11 protein-coding genes are annotated in these 17,586 nt (G+C 65.7%); 5 read left to right on the top strand and 6 right to left on the bottom strand.

The window, feature by feature from the left end:
• Positions 1 to 3: 3 nt before the first annotated feature.
• Complete coding sequence (locus GC162_07455) at positions 4 to 2,295, bottom strand: beta-galactosidase (protein ID MBI1368476.1); 2,292 nt, start codon at positions 2,293 to 2,295, stop codon at positions 4 to 6.
• Positions 2,296 to 2,492: 197 nt separating this feature from the next.
• On the opposite strand from GC162_07455, the gene GC162_07460 reads away from it, so the two are divergent.
• Complete coding sequence (locus GC162_07460) at positions 2,493 to 3,647, top strand: helix-turn-helix domain-containing protein (protein ID MBI1368477.1); 1,155 nt, start codon at positions 2,493 to 2,495, stop codon at positions 3,645 to 3,647.
• 51 nt (positions 3,648 to 3,698) lie between these two features.
• Positions 3,699 to 4,814, top strand: a complete 1,116-nt coding sequence (locus tag GC162_07465; protein ID MBI1368478.1) for an aminotransferase class V-fold PLP-dependent enzyme — start codon at positions 3,699 to 3,701, stop codon at positions 4,812 to 4,814.
• A 59-nt stretch (positions 4,815 to 4,873) separates the two neighbouring features.
• Here the strand turns inward: GC162_07465 and ade are convergent, their stop codons facing one another.
• The 4 genes from ade to GC162_07485 are packed head-to-tail and all read right to left on the bottom strand — an operon-like array spanning position 4,874 to position 11,113.
• A complete protein-coding gene (gene ade, locus GC162_07470) occupies positions 4,874 to 6,496 on the bottom strand; it encodes an adenine deaminase (protein ID MBI1368479.1) in 1,623 nt (540 codons plus the stop codon).
• Positions 6,489 to 7,283, bottom strand: a complete 795-nt coding sequence (gene xdhC, locus GC162_07475; protein ID MBI1368480.1) for a xanthine dehydrogenase accessory protein XdhC — start codon at positions 7,281 to 7,283, stop codon at positions 6,489 to 6,491. Before xdhC ends, ade begins: the two co-directional genes overlap by 8 nt.
• An 8-nt stretch (positions 7,284 to 7,291) precedes the next feature.
• A complete protein-coding gene (gene xdhB, locus GC162_07480) occupies positions 7,292 to 9,640 on the bottom strand; it encodes a xanthine dehydrogenase molybdopterin binding subunit (GenBank protein ID MBI1368481.1) in 2,349 nt (782 codons plus the stop codon).
• A 15-nt stretch (positions 9,641 to 9,655) separates the two neighbouring features.
• Positions 9,656 to 11,113: a 2Fe-2S iron-sulfur cluster binding domain-containing protein gene (locus GC162_07485; protein ID MBI1368482.1), complete on the bottom strand. Its 1,458-nt coding sequence runs from the start codon at positions 11,111 to 11,113 to the stop codon at positions 9,656 to 9,658.
• A 58-nt stretch (positions 11,114 to 11,171) separates the two neighbouring features.
• On the opposite strand from GC162_07485, the gene GC162_07490 reads away from it, so the two are divergent.
• The 3 genes from GC162_07490 to GC162_07500 are packed head-to-tail and all read left to right on the top strand — an operon-like array spanning position 11,172 to position 14,430.
• Positions 11,172 to 12,458 carry an allantoate amidohydrolase gene (locus GC162_07490; GenBank protein ID MBI1368483.1) on the top strand — a complete coding sequence of 429 codons (1,287 nt, stop codon included), beginning with the start codon at positions 11,172 to 11,174 and terminating at the stop codon, positions 12,456 to 12,458.
• Positions 12,455 to 13,198: a (S)-ureidoglycine aminohydrolase gene (locus GC162_07495; GenBank protein MBI1368484.1), complete on the top strand. Its 744-nt coding sequence runs from the start codon at positions 12,455 to 12,457 to the stop codon at positions 13,196 to 13,198. Before GC162_07490 ends, GC162_07495 begins: the two co-directional genes overlap by 4 nt.
• The gene (locus tag GC162_07500) at positions 13,123 to 14,430 is read left to right on the top strand and encodes a hydantoinase/carbamoylase family amidase (GenBank protein ID MBI1368485.1); all 1,308 of its coding nucleotides are present in this window, start codon (positions 13,123 to 13,125) and stop codon (positions 14,428 to 14,430) included. Before GC162_07495 ends, GC162_07500 begins: the two co-directional genes overlap by 76 nt.
• A gap of 45 nt (positions 14,431 to 14,475) precedes the next feature.
• Here the strand turns inward: GC162_07500 and GC162_07505 are convergent, their stop codons facing one another.
• Positions 14,476 to 17,526 (bottom strand): hypothetical protein, encoded by a 3,051-nt coding sequence (locus GC162_07505; protein MBI1368486.1) that lies wholly within the window; start codon positions 17,524 to 17,526, stop codon positions 14,476 to 14,478.
• Positions 17,527 to 17,586: the final 60 nt, after the last annotated feature.

Raw genomic sequence — 17,586 nt, forward strand, 5'->3', positions numbered from 1 at the left:
AGGTCAGCGGCCGCCTTGCGGAACGAGGCGAATGAGCCCGGCGTCGACGTACTGCCCGCCGCCGGTCTGATGACAATGAATGGCGATGACGTTGCGGCCCTCGCGCAGCGCCGCCGTCGCCGCCGCGCTGAGGGGCATCGTCACGTAGTTGGTGACAAAACCCTTGACCGTCGTCGCCGGAACGCCGTTGATGAACACTTCCGCGTCTTCATCGTGATAGATCGAAAGCATCAGTTCGCCCGCCCCGGCGTCGAGTTCGACGGTGCGGCGGATCCAGATGTCGGGCGTGTCCCAGCGCGTGCGGACGGTGGTGTTGGGCGTCTCGGGCGTGCCGAACCCGCCGGGCGCTTCGTGCCAGTTGGATGCGTCAAAGTCCGGCTTCATCCAATCGTCCGCCGGCGCAGTCGTCGTGTAGCGCCACTGCTGCGGCGCTTCAGCGCTGGTGGGCACGATCGTCTTTTCCATCGGCGGCGGCATGTATAGCTCGGCATTCCATTTCGCCAGCTTTTCCACGCCGATCTTGCAGATTTCGCGATCGTAAGTCAGCAGCCCGTTGACTTCGCCCTCGACGTCCGTCGTCTGCGTGTACACCGCGGCGGCGAGGCCCTTGCCGATCAGACGGTGCAGATTGATCATGAGCTGCCGATAGTGATCGCCCAGTTCGTCCGAGTCCTTGTACGTCCGGTAGCCCCAGTTGCGATCCGGCTGCCACAGGTGATCCTTCACCGGAAGCCCCAGCCCGCCGAACTCGCCCAGCACGCTGATCCGCTCGTCCATCACCGCGAACATCCCCGGCCCCGGATAATTGTGCATGTCCTTCATCGACCCCGCCCCCAGATCCTCCCATCCGCTGGGCCCGTCGACGAGGCGCGATGGATCGCGCCGCATCGTCCACTCAATCACCTCGTTCGTCTGATGCTGGCCCCATCCTTCATTGAAAGGGACCCACACCACGATGCTCGGATGATTGTGCAGCGCGGCCATGATCGCTTCCCATTCGCTCATGTACGTCGCGTGCTCCTCCGGCGTGAAGCTCACATCCTTGTGCGAACCGCTGCCCGCCTGCATGCGCTTGCCGCGCTGCATGATCGACGGCATGTCCTGCCACACGAGCAGCCCCAGCTTGTCCGCCCAGTAGTACCACCGCGCCGGCTCGACCTTCACATGCTTGCGACACATGTTAAAGCCCATCTGCCGCGTCACCTCGATGTCAGAACGCAGCGCCGCGTCCGTCGGAGCCGTGTACAGACCATCAGGCCACCACCCCTGATCCAGCGGGCCGTACTCGAACACCGGCTTGCCGTTGAGGAACATGCGGTTGAAGCCCGCTTCGTCCTTCTTCATCTCGATCGAGCGCATGCCGAAGTAGCTTTCGACCGTGTCCGTCTTCCCGTCGGGGCCTTTCCATGTGATCTTCACCGGGTACAGATACGGATCTTCCGGCGACCATGTCCGCGGGTTTTCGAGACGGATGATCACGCGTGTCGGATCGGTGGTGGTCTCGACTTTGACGCCTGAAATACCGGGCAATTCGACGCGATCGATCATCGCCGTCTGGCCGGCGGCGCTCGCACCGATTTCGATCTCCGCGGTCTTGGCGGCGAGGTGCGGCGTGATCTTGAGTGACTGGATGTAGCTGGCCGGGACCGGCCCGAGCCAGACCGTCTGCCAGATGCCCGTGACCGGCGTGTACCAGATGCCTTCGGGCCGCTCGACCTGCTTGCCGCGCGGCTGCGCCCCCGCATCGCTCGGGTCCCACACGCGCACCGTCAGCGTCTGCGCCCCATCGCCCTTGATCGCATCGGTGATGTCGCACGTGAACGGGTCATACCCGCCGCGGTGCTCGCCGACTTGCGTGCCGTTGACCCACACCGTCGCCTGCCAGTCGACCGCGCCGAAGTGCAGAAGCAGCCGTCCGCCCGCCGTGGTCGCCGGCCGTTCGAACGTGCGCTGATACCACAGCGCCTTGCCCGGCCCGACGCGTTTGCCTACGCCGCTCAGCGCCGACTCGATCGCGAAGGGCACGAGAATCCGCCCGTCCCACGACGCGGGCGCCGCCTCCGCCGCCGCTTCGACAATGGCGTAGTCCCACAGCCCGTTCAGATTCGTCCACGCCTCGCGCACCATCTGCGGCCGCGGATACTCGACGAGCGCGTTGTCCGGCGAAACTTCCTTCGCCCATCGTGTCATGATCGTCGCCTTGGCCGGCGACCACGCCTCCGGGGCCGGGCCCGCACCCCGCGCGATCGCCGTCGCCGTCATCGACATCGCCACAGCCGCAAGCATCCGCCGCATTCGCATCATGTGCTCCAGAACAGGGGGCCTCATCTGAATATCGAGACATGCTACGACCACGACACAACGGCCGCATTGAGATCGCCGTCATATATTTTGAGATCCTTTGCCACGTCTGATTCGATCGTTCTGCACTTATGAACGGGCAATTCACTCATTTCAGCCGGATGACGACATACGGCATAGTATTTCCTTGTATGCCGCATATCCGACAGGTCGCGCTGATTGTGGAAACGTCGAGCATCTACGGCCGGCGGCTGCTGGAGGGCGTCAACCGATATGTGCAGACGCATCGGCCCTGGTCAATCTTTTTAGATCAGAGCGATCTGTTCGCACGCCCGCCGGCTTGGCTGGCGACCTGGCGCGGCGACGGGATCATCTGTCGCACCCGCCGATCGCTGCTGGCGATCGATCCCCGGCGTCAACCGATCGTGGACCTGAGCGACATCGAGGAGCCGCGCCCGGGCGTGCCACGCATCGAATCCGATCATGCCGCCATCGGCCGCCTCGCCGCCGATCATCTGCTCAACCGCGGATTTCGCCGCTTCGCATTCTGCGGGTTCTCCGATCACCGATGGTCGGAGCTGCGCCATGACGGATTCAAGAACCGGATCGCCGCGACCGGTCATGACGTACACAGCTACCGATCGACATGGAGCGGGCGGCGGGACCGGTCGTGGGTCGTCGAGCAGCGGCGCATCGAGCGCTGGCTTCGCCGACTCAAGAAGCCGGTCGGCATCATGGCGGCCAACGATCTGCGCGGCCAGCATGTGCTCGACGCCGCAGCGCGGGCGAATCTGGCGATCCCCGAAACGGTGGCGGTCATCGGGTGCGACAATGACGAGCTGCTTTGCAGTCTGGGTCGCCCGCCGCTGTCGAGCGTCGTGCCGCATGCGGCGCGCGTCGGGTACGAGGCGGCGGGCGTGCTGGACCGGCTCATGGACGGTCGGCACGTCAAGGCGTCGTCCCTGCTGATCGAGCCGCTCGATGTCGTGACGCGGCAGTCGTCGGATGTGCTGGCAATCGAGGATGCGCTGGTGGCCGAGTCGCTGCGGATCATCCGCGAGCGGGCAAGTTTCGGTTTGAGCGTGGAGGAACTGCTCGAAGAGCTGGCGGTGTCGCGCACGACGCTGGAGCGGCGCTTCCGCGAGCAGCTCGGCCGATCGCCTCATGCCGAGATTCGCCGGGCGCAGCTCAAGCGCGTCAAGGAACTGCTCGCCGGGACCGAACTGCCGCTGGACCGCATCGCCCGGCTGACCGGCTTCGCGCACCCCGAATACCTGAGCGTCCTGTTCAAGCGGACCGAGCGCATCACGCCCGGCCGATATCGACGCCAATCGCAGATGCGCTAACCCGTCGGTTATACTGTTGTACTGGTTCGGCAATCTCCATGGAGCGTTCACATGCCCGTCACTCCCTCGCGTCTGTTGCTCGGTCCCGGCCCCAGCCCCGTTCCGCCCAGCGTGCTCGCCGCGCTCGCGCAGCCGACGATCGGACACATGGACCCGGCGTTCATGAAGATCATGGACGAAACGCGCCAGATGCTCATGAAGGTCTTCGACACGACCAACGAGCTGACCCTCGCCGTCTCCGGCACCGGCAGCGCGGGGGCCGAGGCGCTGATGGTCAACCTGCTCGAGCCCGGCGACACCGCGCTGATCTGCGTCAACGGCGTCTTCGGCGGTCGCCTCGCCGACAAGGCCGGCCGATGCGGCGCGAACGTCGTCAAGATCGAAGCCCCCTGGGGCACCGTCTTCGATCAGGAGGCGCTCATCGAAAAGATCAAGGAGGTCAAGCCCAACCTCTTCGCCATCGTGCATGCCGAAACGTCCACCGGGGCGCATCAGCCGCTCGATCGGCTGGGCAAAGCGGTGCATGACGTCGGCGGGCTGTTCGTCATCGACTGCGTGACGAGTCTGGGCGGTGCGCCGGTGAAGATCGACGAATGGGGCGTTGATGCGGCTTACTCGGGGACGCAGAAGTGCCTGTCCTGCCCGCCGGGGCTCAGCCCGGTGACCTTCTCGCCGCGCGCGATCGAGCGGATCAAGGCGCGGAAGAAGAAGGTTCAGTCGTGGTATTTGGACATGACGTTCCTCATGAACTACTGGACCGGCAACCGGGCGTATCATCACACCGCGCCGGTGAACATGAACGTCGCGCTGCATGAGGCCCTGCGCCTCGTGCTCGAAGAAGGGCTCGAGAAGCGATTCGAGCGCCATCGCCAGACGCACGCTTATCTCGCCGAGCAGATCAAGCCGCTCGGCCTGCCGTTCACGAATCAGAAGGGCCATCGTCTGCCGATGCTCAACCCCGTCGCCATCCCGGCGGGCGTCGACGACAAGCAGGTCCGCGCGCGTCTGCTCAATGAGATGAACATCGAAATCGGCGCGGGCCTCGGCGATCTGGCGGGCAAAGCATGGCGCATCGGCCTGATGGGCCACGGCTCGACGAAACAGAACGTCGACACCGTCGTCGGAGCCCTCAAGAAAGTCCTCGCCGACATCCCCGCCAAAACCTAATCGTTTAGCGAGGCCGCTTCTTGTCGTGAGCCCGTCGAACGAGCGGCCTGTTTTTCTGCTCACGCAAACAAATCGACAAACGCGAACTTTTCCCCATCGAAAAGCCCTTTGTCACTCAGTTTGAGCGTGGGAATGACCAACAGCGACATGAAGCTGAGCGTCATGAACGGCGAGCGCAGCGTCGAACCCAGCGACCGCGCCGCGGTCTCGAGTAGATCATACTGTTTCGCCACTTGGCCGCACGATTGCGTGGACATCAATCCCGCCACCGGCAGCGCCAACGCATGCGTCTGATCGCCATCGACGACGGCCAGGCCGCCGCGCCGTTCGATGACCGCATTGACCGCCCGACGGAGCGATGCATCGTCCGCGCCGACGGCGATGATATTGTGGGAGTCATGTGCGACCGAGCCGGCGATCGCGCCGCGCTTGAGGCCGAACCCCTGCACGAACGCCGCCGCCGGTCGGGCCGGCTTGTATCGATTGACCACGGCGATTTTCAAAAGATCGCGCGTCGCATCCGCCGCCGCGGCGCCATCGATGACTTTGACCGCTTCGACGCTGCGGCGCGTGACGATCTGACCGTCATCGACGACGATCACGCGCACGCGCGACGACCGGGCTGCGATGCGGATGTCGGCGGGCGTCGTCGGCTTCGCCTCAAACCGGTTGATCGGCTCGGCGGGCGCGACGGTCATGCGCGACGAACCGCCTTCCGCGACGAGTTTCCCGTCGATCCATGTCCGCCGCACGTTGAATCGCTTCAGGTCTTCGACTTCGATGAAATCCGCCGGATCGCCGAGGCGGAGCAGGCCCACCGGCAGACGATAGTGTTCGACCGGCGTGATGCACGCCGCGGCGAGCACGTCGAACACATCGATGCCGTACGCGATCAGACGGGCCGCGATGTCGTTGATGTGCCCGTGCACCAGATCGTTGGGGTGCTTGTCATCGCAGCAGAGCATGACGCGCCCGCGGTGCGTGCCGACCAGCGGCCAGAGCGCTTGGAGATTCCGGGCGGCGGAGCCCTCGCGGATGAGAATCTTCGCGCCGGCGGCCAGCTTGTCGAGCGCCTCGGCGAGCGTGAAACATTCGTGATCGGTGCTGATGCCGACTTCGTGATAGCGCTTGGCCTGCTCGCCGCGCAGGCCGGGCGCGTGGCCATCGACGGGTTTGCCCGCTGATTTTGCGGCTTCGATCTTCGCCATGACCTCCCGATCGCGCGACAGTACGCCGGGCCAGTTCATCATCTCGCTCAGATACCCGATGCGCGGATCGTTGAGCCAGCGGCGCGTCGCCTCGACGCCGAGCGTCGCGCCGGCGGTCTCGAAATGCGTCGCCGGCACGCACGCCGGGGCGCCGAACATGAACTTGAGCGGCACGCGCGCCGCATCGGCGAGCATGAACTCGATGCCCGCATCGCCCAGCACGTTGGCGATCTCGTGCGGGTCGCTGACCGTCGCCACCGTGCCGTGCACCGAAGCAGCCGCGGCGAACATCGCCGGTGTGAGCATCGAGCTTTCCACATGCACATGCGCATCAACAAACCCCGGCATCAGGTACGCCCCGCCATCGCCGCCTTCCTCGATCGCCGCGATGCGCCCGTCCTCGACATGCACCACACCCGCAAAGATACGACGCGTCGTCGCATCCACAATCTGACCCGCAATCCGTTCACGCATCAACAGACCCTCGACCTATTCCCCGCCCGCGCACTTCCAGAAGCTGCGCCGCGATGCTCACCGCGATCTCCGACGGATGGTTCGACCCGATGGGCAACCCGATCGGGCAATGAAACTGCACTCGCTGCGCCGGCACGCCCGCTTCGCCGATCTCGCGTCGCAGCACCGCCGCCTTTGACGCGCTGCCGATGACGCCCAGGTAGGCGAATACGCGATTTTCCCGGAAGATTTCGACAAGCACGGGCAGATCGCTCTTGTGCCCGCGCGTCATGCAGAGCACGAAACAGTCGTCACTAAGTTTCTCCACTTCGCCCGGCGGATCGTCGGTGCGCGTGCGCGCCACGCCCGCCGGCAGGCGCTCCAGCCACTCCCCGCGCGGGTCGATGCAGCGCACCATGCACGGCATCGTCACCAGCAGCCGGGCCAGCGCCTGCGTGACATGCCCCGCGCCGAAAATGACGATCTTCCAATCGAGCAGGTTCGACGCCTCAAAGTACACCCGCACGACCCCGCCGCAGGTCATGCCCACATCGTTTTTCAGATTCCACTCAACGCACTGCGTCGGCACCGCCCGATCGGCGAGCATCCGCTGCGCGAACTCGATGGCCTTCGCTTCGATGCGCCCGCCGCCGACGGTCCCGGCGAGCAGCCCGTCGGCCGTGACGATCATGCGGCTCCCCGCGTCGGCGGGCGTCGAGCCGCGCGCTTCGACCAGCGTAGTCTCCACGAACGGCGTCCCCGTCCGCCGCAGATCGAGCATCACTTCCATCAGATTCCAGTCACGCATGGATTTGCTCACACTCCGACCGATCCCGCGCCCGCCGCATGACACAATCCGTTCCTGATCCCGGCAAGCGTCATGAGCACCACTTCCCCCGTCGCCGGCGCCGGCAACGCCACGGGTCCGTTTTTCGACTGCGCGTTGAGCGCTTCCTTGACCGCCGCCCAGACACAGATGCCCAGCATCAGCGGCGGCTCGCCCACGGCTTTGGATCGCCGGATATTCACCACATGACGCGGATTGCCGATCGTGTCGACGTTGAAAACCGCGGGAATATCGGTGATATCGGGAATCTTGTACGTCGTCGGCGAATGCGAAAGCAGCTCGCCCCGAGCGTCGTAGCACAGGTCCTCCGTCGTGCACCAGCCCATACCCTGCACGAACCCGCCGATGATCTGTCCGCGGTCGACGCCCGGATTGATCGACCGGCCGATGTCCATCAATACGTCGATGCGATCGACGACCGTCGCGCCGGTGAAGCGGTCGATCGTCACCTCGGCGACGGCAGCGCCGGTGGTGTAATACAGAAAGGGCGAACCCTGCCCGGTCTGCCGGTTGAAGTCGACGCCGGGCGTGGCGTAAAAACCGCGCGCGCCCAGATCGACGCGCGCCCGGCGTGCGGCGTGACAGAATTTCGTGAAGGCGATGCGCTGCGACGGATCGCGCTCGTCATGGACGTGATCGTCCGCGAACCGGATCGCCGCCGGTTCGGCGGTCAGCCCCCGCTGCGGCGCGGCCAGCAACGTCGCGGCGAACTGGGCCATGCGCGCCTTGATCTCTTCGCAAGCGTTCGCCGCCGCCGTGCCGTTGAGGTCGGTGCTGGCGCTGGCGGCGGTGGGCGAGGTGTTGGCGTTCTTTTCCGTCGAAGTCGTCATCATCTGCACACGCTCGACGGCGATGCCGAATTCGTCCGCGACGATCTGGCGGATTTTGACGTTAAGCCCCTGCCCCATCTCCGTCCCGCCCGTCGAGACCTGTACCGATCCGTCTTCGTAGACGTTGACGAGCGCGTTGCCCTGATTGAGGAAGCGCGTCGTGAACGAGATGCCGAACTTCACGGGCGTCATCGCCACGCCCTTGAGGTGCGTCTTTGAGCGGGCGTTAAAGTCCATCGCCGCGCGGCGGCGGGTGTCGTAGTTGCTCGTCTGTCGAATCCGGTCGGCCGTCTCGACGATGACGTGATCGCGGACGATCTGGCCGTAGGGCGTGACATTCCGCGGCGCTTCGCCGTAGAGATTGATGCGTCGTATGTCGGCCGGATCGCGGCCGAGGGCGTGAGCGATGTCGCTCATGATCGCTTCGATGGCGATGATCGCCTGCGGCCCCCCGAACCCGCGGAAGGCCGTATTCGGCGGCGTGTTCGTCCGCGCGATCCACCCGCGCAGCCGGGCGGTCGGCAGGTAGTACGCATTGTCCGAGTGCAGCAGCGTCCGCTCCAGCACCGACGTCGACAGATCGCAGAACGCCCCGCCGTCGGAGACGAAATCGAAATCCACCGCCAGCACGCGACCGTCTTCATCGAAGCCGACGCGATAGCCGGTGCGATAAGCGTGGCGCTTGCCGGTGATGTGCATGTCGTCGTCCTTGGTGTACACCACGCGCGCCGATCGCCCCGTCCGCATCGCGACCAGTGCCGCGAAACACGCCGCGGGTACTGACTGCGTCTCTTTCCCGCCGAACCCGCCGCCCATGCGTTTGCACTCGCACACCACCCGGCTCATCGGCACGCCGAGCACTTCCGCAAGCACGATCTGCGTCTCCGTCGGATTCTGCGTCGAGCTGACGACGCGCACCTGCCCGTCCTCGCCGGGATAGGCGATCGCCGCCTGCGATTCGAGATAGAACTGTTCCTGCCCCTTGTTGCGGAACACGCCGCTGAGCGTATGCGGGGCGCTTGCCAGCGCCGACTCGACATCGCCGCGCTCGATTTTCAACGGTGACGCCAGAAAGCTCTCGCGCTCGATCGCCTCGTCGATCGTCAGGATCGGCTTGTCCTCGTCCACCTCGATCGTCACCAGCGATCGCGCCGCTCGGGCCGCCTCGCGCGACTCGGCGGCGATGATCGCCACCGGCTGATGCAGATAGCTGATCCGATCGGCGACGAGAATCGGCTCGTCATGAAAGATCGGGCCCCACAGATTGCGGCCCGGAATGTCCTCGTGCGTCAAAACCGCCGCCACACCCGGCGCCGACAGCGCCTTCGACACATCGATGCGTTTGATCACACCCGACGCACACGGCGCGCCGACGAAATCGACGAACAATTCGCCCGACATCGGCGGGCAATCGTCGATGAACAGCGCGGAGCCGGTCACATGGCCGGTCGCCGAGTCGTGCGGAATGGGTTTGCCGAAAGTGGGCATGGTCAGTGCGTTTCCTTACGCCGGCGTCGCCGATGCGTCGGCCGGTGCGATGTCGTGATACGCCTTGAGTAGAATCGTGCGCGCCAGCTCAAGCCGGTAGTCCGCCGACCCGCGCACATCGCTGATCGGCTTGATCTCCCGCTGCGCGATGGCCCCGGCTTCGAGCATCAGCGATTCGCTCAGTGCCTGCCCGCGCAGCGCCGCCTCGGTTTTCGGCAGGCGCAGCACCACCGGCGCGACGCCGCCGTAGGCCAGCGCCGCATCCGTGATAATCGGCCCGTTCATCGTCAGAAGGATCGCAGCCGTGAACGTCGAGATGTCCAGGTCGCGGCGCTTGGACACCTTGTAGAGTCGCAGGCGCTGATTCGGTTTGGGGCGCGTCAGGCGGACTTCAACGAGCAGCTCGCCCGGGCGCAGGTCGAACTTCTTGTAACCGACGTAAAAGTCATTGATCGCCACGACGCGCCGGCCCGCCGTGCTGACAAGCGTGAGCTGCGCCTCGGTGACGAACAAGAGCGGCAGGGCATCGGCAATGGGCGAGGCATTGATGATGTTACCGCCGATGGTGCCGGCGTTGCGAATCTGCGGGGCGCCGAACACATCGAGCACCTCGGCAAATTCAGGCAATCCTTCGCGGCAGAAGGTCAGCACATCACTCCAGGGCGTCGCCGCGCCGATGACGATTTCGCCATTGTCATACGCCACGCGCTTCATCGCCGCGATGCCGTTGAGGCACAGCACATGATTGAGCGCGTATCGGTTCTTGTTGACCGCCACGCCGACGTCCGTCGCCCCGCTGACGATCCGCGCGCCCGGCCGCTCGGCGATGAACGCGGCGGCCTCGTCGATCGATGCGGCGATGCACACGTCGATGTCGCCCTCGGTGAGCCGCACGCTCGGTTCATCACCCGCGAACGCTTCGCGCATCGGCGCGACGGGGTAGCGTTTGCACAACGGCGTGCCGCCCGCCGCATCGATCTTCGCGCCGGCTTCGACAATCTGCACGTACCCTGTGCAGCGGCAGAGATTGCCGGTCAGGCCGTAGCGGAGCTGCTCGGGTTCGATGTGCTGCTGACCGGCGCGATGAGCATCTTCGCACAGGCCGGTCATCGTGACGACGAAGCCCGGCGTGCAGAATCCGCACTGAGAGCCGTGGCCATCAACCATCGCCTGCTGCACGACATTGAGCCGTCCGGATTCGGCGAGGCCTTCGACGGTGAGGACGTGCGTGTGGTCAAGCTGGAAGAGGAAGGTGATGCACGCATCGACCGGGCGGTAGGTCGGCTCGGCGTCCTCGTCGAGTCGCGCGACCAGCACGGTGCACGCACCGCAGTCGCCTTCGCTGCAGACGATTTTCGTGCCGACGAGGTTGCGGCGACGACGGAGGTAGTCGGAGAGTGTGAGTGTCGCTTCGCCTGCGTGAATGCGATGCGGTTGGCCGTTGATGTGAAAGTGAATCTCGTCGCGCGTCATGTCATAACCGGTCCGACGCCTCTACCCGTCAGGCCCATCCCTGCTATCATACGCCGATATGTGCGCCAAAACATTGTCGTCGCACCCAAATGCTTTTCCCGCCGACGCCTCGGTCGGCGTGACGGCCCTCGGGCTTTGCGATGATCTGGCCGGCTGCTCCGACGACGCCGATCGATTGACGCGTGTTTTTCTGGGCGAAGGCATGAAAGCGGCGCACCATCTGCTCGCCCAATGGTCCGACGAACGGGGCCTTTCATGCCGCATCGACGCGGCGGGGAATTTCATCGCCCGACGCCCCGCCGCCTCGGATAACGCGCCCGTGCTGCTCATCGGATCGCACCTCGATACGGTCCCCAACGCCGGCCGATATGACGGGGCGCTGGGCATCGTCATCGGCTTCGCCGCCGTCGAACAACTCGGCGACATCCCCCTGCCGTTTCACGTCGACGTCGTCGCCTTCAGTGAAGAAGAAGGCGTGCGCTATCGCCTGAGCTACATCGGCTCCAGCGCCCTCGCGGGCACGTTCGACCCCGCCTGGCTCGACCGCGTCGATGACGCCGGGGTCGCCATGCATGAGGCGATCGCAAGCTACGGCCTCAACCCCGGCGCGATCGCCGACGCCGTCTATGATCGCGCCCGCCTGATCGGATACATCGAAGCGCACATCGAACAGGGCCCCGTGCTCGAATCGCTCGGGCAGCCGGTCGGCATCGTCAGCGCCATCGCCGGCCAGTCGCGTCTGCGGCTCTCGTTCCACGGCCGGGCCGCGCACGCCGGGACCACGCCGATGGCCGACCGCGCCGATGCGCTCGTCGCCGCGAGCCGGTTCATCGCCGCCGCGTCGGACATGAGCCAGTCCGACCCCGACCTGCGCGTTACGATCGGCCGCATCGACAATCTGCCCAACGCGACGAATGTCATTCCCGAAACAACGACCATCTCGCTGGACGTGCGTCATCCGCTCGACGCGGCGCGCGAAGCGGCGATGACCCGCCTGATCGATGAGGCGAGGCGGCTCGCAAGCGCCGCGCGCGTGACGTTCACCATCGATGAATCCCGCTCGCAGGCGGCGGTGAAGATGGACGATCGACTCCGCGCGTGTCTTGCCGCTGCGGCCAAGTCGGCGGGGTGCGAAGCGCCGGTTTTGCCCAGCGGGGCGGGACACGATGCGGTGCCGATGGCGGCGCTGGGGCCGGTGAGCATGCTGTTCGTGCGCCATCCCGGCGGGGTGAGCCATCATCCCTCGGAGCGCGTCGAGGCGGGCGATGTCGCGGTCGCGATCGATGTGATCGTGCGATGCATCGGGCGGATTGCCGAAGAACACACGAGGAAGCCACAACCATGACGTTACCATTGGGTCAGACGCGCAGCCGCGTCGCGCGCGATCATGCGATGATCGGGCCGGATTCGCATGTCATCGCGGCGCTGCCGGGTTGGAGGCAGACGCAGGGCGTCGTGCTGATTTCGCCGGCGATGGGCGCGGGGTTCACGCAGTACATCGCCATGATGGGCCCCGGCTCCGTGTCGGCCCCGCCGCAGCCGGGCGTCGAGCGCTTCGTGTTCGTGCGCGATGGGGCCGCGACGCTCGCGCTCGATGGGAAGAAGCATGCGCTCGATGCACAGGGCTATGCGTACCTGCCGCCGGACGCGCCGCATGAGATCACCACGGACAACGTCGCTTCGCTGATCCTCTTCGAGTACCGGTACCAAGCGCGCGAAGGCGTCGCGCCGCCGAAGGCGTTGGTCGGGCGGGCGGCCGATCGCAAGGCACAACCGTTCATGGGCGATCCGGATGCGATGCTGGCGAATCTGTTGCCGGACGAGCCGGGGTATGACCTGGCGGTGAATCTGTTCACGTTCAACCCCGGCGCGGCGCTGCCGCTCGTCGAGGTGCATGTGTTCGAGCATGGGCTGTACATGACGCGCGGGCGCGGCGTGTATCGGCTCGGCGACGAATGGTTCCCCGTCGAGGCGGGCGATTCGATCTGGATGGGGCCCTACTGTCCGCAATGGTTCTGTGCGATCGGCAAGGCGCCGGCGCAGTACCTATATTCCAAGAACGTCAACCGGGACGCCATGTCGTGAAGCCACATGTGAACATCGAGCGGCTGCTGGGGGAACTGAACGCGCTGGCGAAGATCAGCAGCTATCCCGCGCCGGCGGTGACGCGCATCGTGTTCAGCGAGGAGGACCGCCGGGGTCGCGCCATGCTTCGCGCGCTTTACGAGGCGGCGGGACTGTCCGTGCATGTCGATCCGATCGGCAACACGTTCGCCCGCTGGACCGGCACGGAGCCGTCGCTTCCGGGAATCGGCAGCGGGTCGCACACGGATGCGATTCCCAATGCGGGGATGTACGACGGAACGGTCGGCGTGCTGGGGGCGCTGGAGGCGATCCGCGCTCTTCAGGCCGCCGGGTTCAAACCGCGCCGCTCGATCGACGTGATCATGTTCACCAGCGAGGAGCCGACGCGCTTCGCCATGGGCTGCACCGGCTCGCGGACGATGAGCGGCGTACTCTCGCCGGCGCAGCTTTCGGCCCTGACCGATTCGGAGGGTCATCACTACGATCAGGTCCGCACCGCCGCGGGGTTCCGCGGCGACATGTCGAAGGTGCGGCTGTCCGCCGATCATTACCACGCTTTCGTCGAGCTTCACATCGAACAAGGCCCGCGCCTCGAAGCGGCGAACCTCGACATCGGGATCGTCACCGCCATCGCCGCGCCGGCCACGCTCGATGTCGTCGTCGACGGCGAAGGCGGGCATGCGGGGGGCGTGATGATGCGCGATCGCCATGATGCATTCTGCGCCGCGGCGGAGATCGTCTTGATGCTCGAGCGGCTCGCCAATGCGGCGAGCCCCGACACCGTCGGCACCTGCGGGCAGATTCGCGTCGAGCCCGCCGCCGTGAACTCGATCCCGTTCCGCGCCGCCATGACTTTCGACATCCGCGACATCGACGGCGAGCGGCGCGACCGGCTCATCGAAGACCTCGTCGCCGGGTCCTACGTGCTCGCCTCCCGCCGGGGCGTCAAAGTCCGTTTCACCACACGCAACGCCGACCCCCCCGCCGCCTGCGCGGACTTCGTCATCGACGCCGTGCAAGCCGCCTGCGAAGGGGCGGGCGCATCGAGCATGAAGCTCGTGAGCCGGGCGTATCACGATTCGCTGTTCATGGCCCGCCTGTGCCCGATCGGCATGATCTTCATCCCCTGCCGCGGCGGCGTGTCGCACCGGCCTGATGAATACGCGAGCCCCGAACACATCGCGCGCGGCGTCGAAGTCCTGGCGCGCACGCTCGCCACGCTGGCGGGGTGATTGGAAGCGTGCTAAGCCGCAAGCGGCTTGAGAGGGCGCGATTGATCAGCTTCGACGGCGGCGCAGCATCGCGAACATCATTGGGGCCAGCAGCGTCAGGGTCGCCGGCTCGGGGATGATTTCGGTGTAGGTCACGCGCAGCACGTCGTTGTTGCCGTCGAAGTCATTGATGATTTCGTAGGACCAGTTCAGGTCGGGGAGATTGACGGTGGCGCTGCTGGTGATTTCGTCGGCGATGAGCAGGTCGAAGGTGTCGCCGTCGGTGGGCGCGAAGCCGACGAGCAGGTTGATGACGCCGGCGGCGGCGAGGTTGGCGATGCCGGTGACGGTGACCTGGTCATACTCGGTCTGGGCGATGATGCCGTTGAGTTCGAATTCGATGGAGCCGGCGTTGAGGTTGTAGGTTCCGTCGATGGCGGTCAGGCCGGGCGAGTTGCCGGGGGCGAGCACGCCGCCGTTCTGCACGAGGTCGAAGTCGAAGTTGTCGACGGCGAGTCGGCCGCCGGTGAAATTGAAGGTGGCGTTGGAGGTGCCGACGTTGGCGCCGTGCTGGATGGTGCCGGCCTTGAGGGTTCCGCCGGAGAGATTGACGATGCCGGTGGCGGAGCCGGAGCCGGGGGCGTCGCCGAGGGTGAGTGTATTCACATCAAAGACGCCGTCGGTCAGCGTGAGCGTACCGGTGCCGGATCCGGAGCCCGAGGCATGCTGACCGAGGACCATGTTGTCGACGAAGGCGTTGATGGTTCCGTTGGTGCCGTCGAGCGTGCCGACGGCGTTGGTGCCGGTGCCGCCGACGTTGTTGTAGCCGAGGCGAAGCGTATCGATGCGGTTGCCTGCGGAGCCGAGGGCGAGCGTGCCCGAGCCGTTGAATGCGACGAGGCCGTTGCCCTTGCGTCCGCCGATGGTCAATGTGTCGGCGGCGATGGTGGTCATGGTCGTGCCCAGCGTGACCTTGCTCTGCACGCTGTCCTGACCGGAGCTGGTGTTATCACTGACCGTGATCGTCGTGGCGGTCAACGAGCTTGTCGAAGCAAGAATGAGCGTCCCCTTGGCGGCGGAACTGGTGGACGTGCCGAGATTGATGTTGGTCGCGGTGAGGTTGAAGTTGGAGCCGCCGGTCGTGTCGAGCGAGCCGGTGTTGCCGCCGGGGGAGCCGATGTTGACCGTGTCGAGGGCGGCGGCGCCGGTGACGCTCATCGCGGCGGTGCCGTTGACATTGAGCGTGGCGCTGCCGGCTCCGTTGGTGATCGAGCCGCTGACGTTGACGGTTCCGCCGTTGAGGTTGAGCGTACCGGAGGAGTTGGACGGGTTGGAGCCGGTGTCGACGCCGAGGGCGATGCTGTTGGCGTTGACGGTTCCGGCGTTCATGGTGAACGTGCCGGTGCCGCCGCCGGAGCCGGCGCTGGAGTAGCGGCCGATGACCAGCTCGTCGAGGGTCAGCACACTCGCCGCCGACGCGCCGGACATGTTGAACACGCTGCCGGTCGGCGTGGTGCCGGTGCCGGAAGCGGCGTTGTCGCCGATGAACAGGTCGGCCGCAGCGCCGGTTTTTCCGCCGAGCGTCAGCACGCCGCCGGAAGCGATGGTCACATTGCCCGTCGCCTTGTCATTGCCGACGATGAACGTATCGACGGAGACGTTGTTGGCCGCGCCGCCGAACTGGATGTTGCCGGTGGTGTTGCCGGTGTTGCCGCCGGCGATGAAGCCGAGGCGAATGGTGTTGGCGGTGAGCGTGTTCGTGCCGGCGGTCGAGAGCTTGAGCGTGCCGTTGACGGTGTCGCTGGAGGTCTCCTGCCGGCCGATGCTGACGGTGCCGACGTTGATGTCGGTCGAGTCGGCGCTGGTCAGGTCGAGCGTTCCATTGGTGGTTCCGCCAGTACCGGAATTGCGCCGGCCGATGGTGAGTGTTTCGGAGCCGGAGCCGACTTGTGCATCGCCGCCGGCGGTGACGAGTCCGGTGCGGCCGTTGTAGCCGATGTCGACGGTGTCGACCTGGAAGTCGCCGGCGACATTCATGGTTCCGCCCGACACGGTGACGTGGCTGTCGGAGTTGCCCGAGCCGTTGGCGGCTCCTCGGACGAGGTTGTTGTTGACGGTGAATGTGCCTCCGAGCATCGAGATCGAGCCCGAGGCGGTGCCCGCGCCGGTGGCGGACCAGTCGCCGAGCACCACATTGTTGACGTCGACGCTGTTGGCGGCGTTGGAGGACATCGTGAACGTGCCGGTGGAGTTGCCCGTCGATGTGCCGGTGGTCTTGACGCCGATCTTCAGATCATCGAGCACCGCCACGAGCTTCCCGGCGGACATGTCAAAGTCGCTCGCCGCGGTGAACGAGGTGTTCACGTCGCCGAAGCTGATGAGCAGGTCGGTGCGGTCGGCATTGGAGCCGAGGTTCAGCGTCCCGCCGGAGACGATGTCGACGGTGGCGGTGCCTTTGCGGCGGCCGACGTAGAACGTGTCGGCGAGAATGGTGTTGCTGGCGCCGAGGTTGAGCGTGGCGGAAGTCGTCGAGGTTTGGTTGGTATCGTTGTCGGAAAGCGTGAGGGTGGCGACGTCGATGTTGACGGTGGGCACGGCATTGAGATTGAGCTGGGCGCTCATGTTGCCGGAGGTGAAGGTGATGCGTTGGCCGATGGTAATCTGCTGCGAGCCATTGCCGATGGCGAGCACGCCGCTCTGCCCGCCGCTCGTGTCGGTGAAGCCGACAAGGGTGTTTTGACCGATGGTGTCGACGCCGACGTTGACGTCGCCGAGCACGGTGAGCGTATTGCCGTTGAGGTCGGTCGTGTGCGTGCTGCCGGTGGTGTTGACGTAGGTCAGGCCGGTGAGACTCATGGGCGAGAGGTCGAGGATGTTCGTGACCGTGCCGAGCGAGGCGGCGGACCCGCCGTTATTGAACAGCACGCTGTCGACGCCCGTCACCGGCGCCGGATCACCGGACCAGTTGCCGCCGGCGCCGTCCGCCGACCAGTTGTCGCCGGCGTTGCCGCCGTCCCATGTTTTGGTGGCGCCCGGCGCGGACACAGCCGCACCGGCGATGAGCGAACCTAAAACGATGACGAACCCGAAACGTCCGCGGCGTTGCGCGTCTCTCATGACATGCTCCTCTTGCCTGGCCTCAAAAATGAACTGATCCTCGTGCCATGAGGTTAACCC

Source organism: Planctomycetota bacterium (assembly GCA_016125255.1).
Classification (GTDB): domain Bacteria; phylum Planctomycetota; class Phycisphaerae; order Phycisphaerales; family Zrk34; genus RI-421.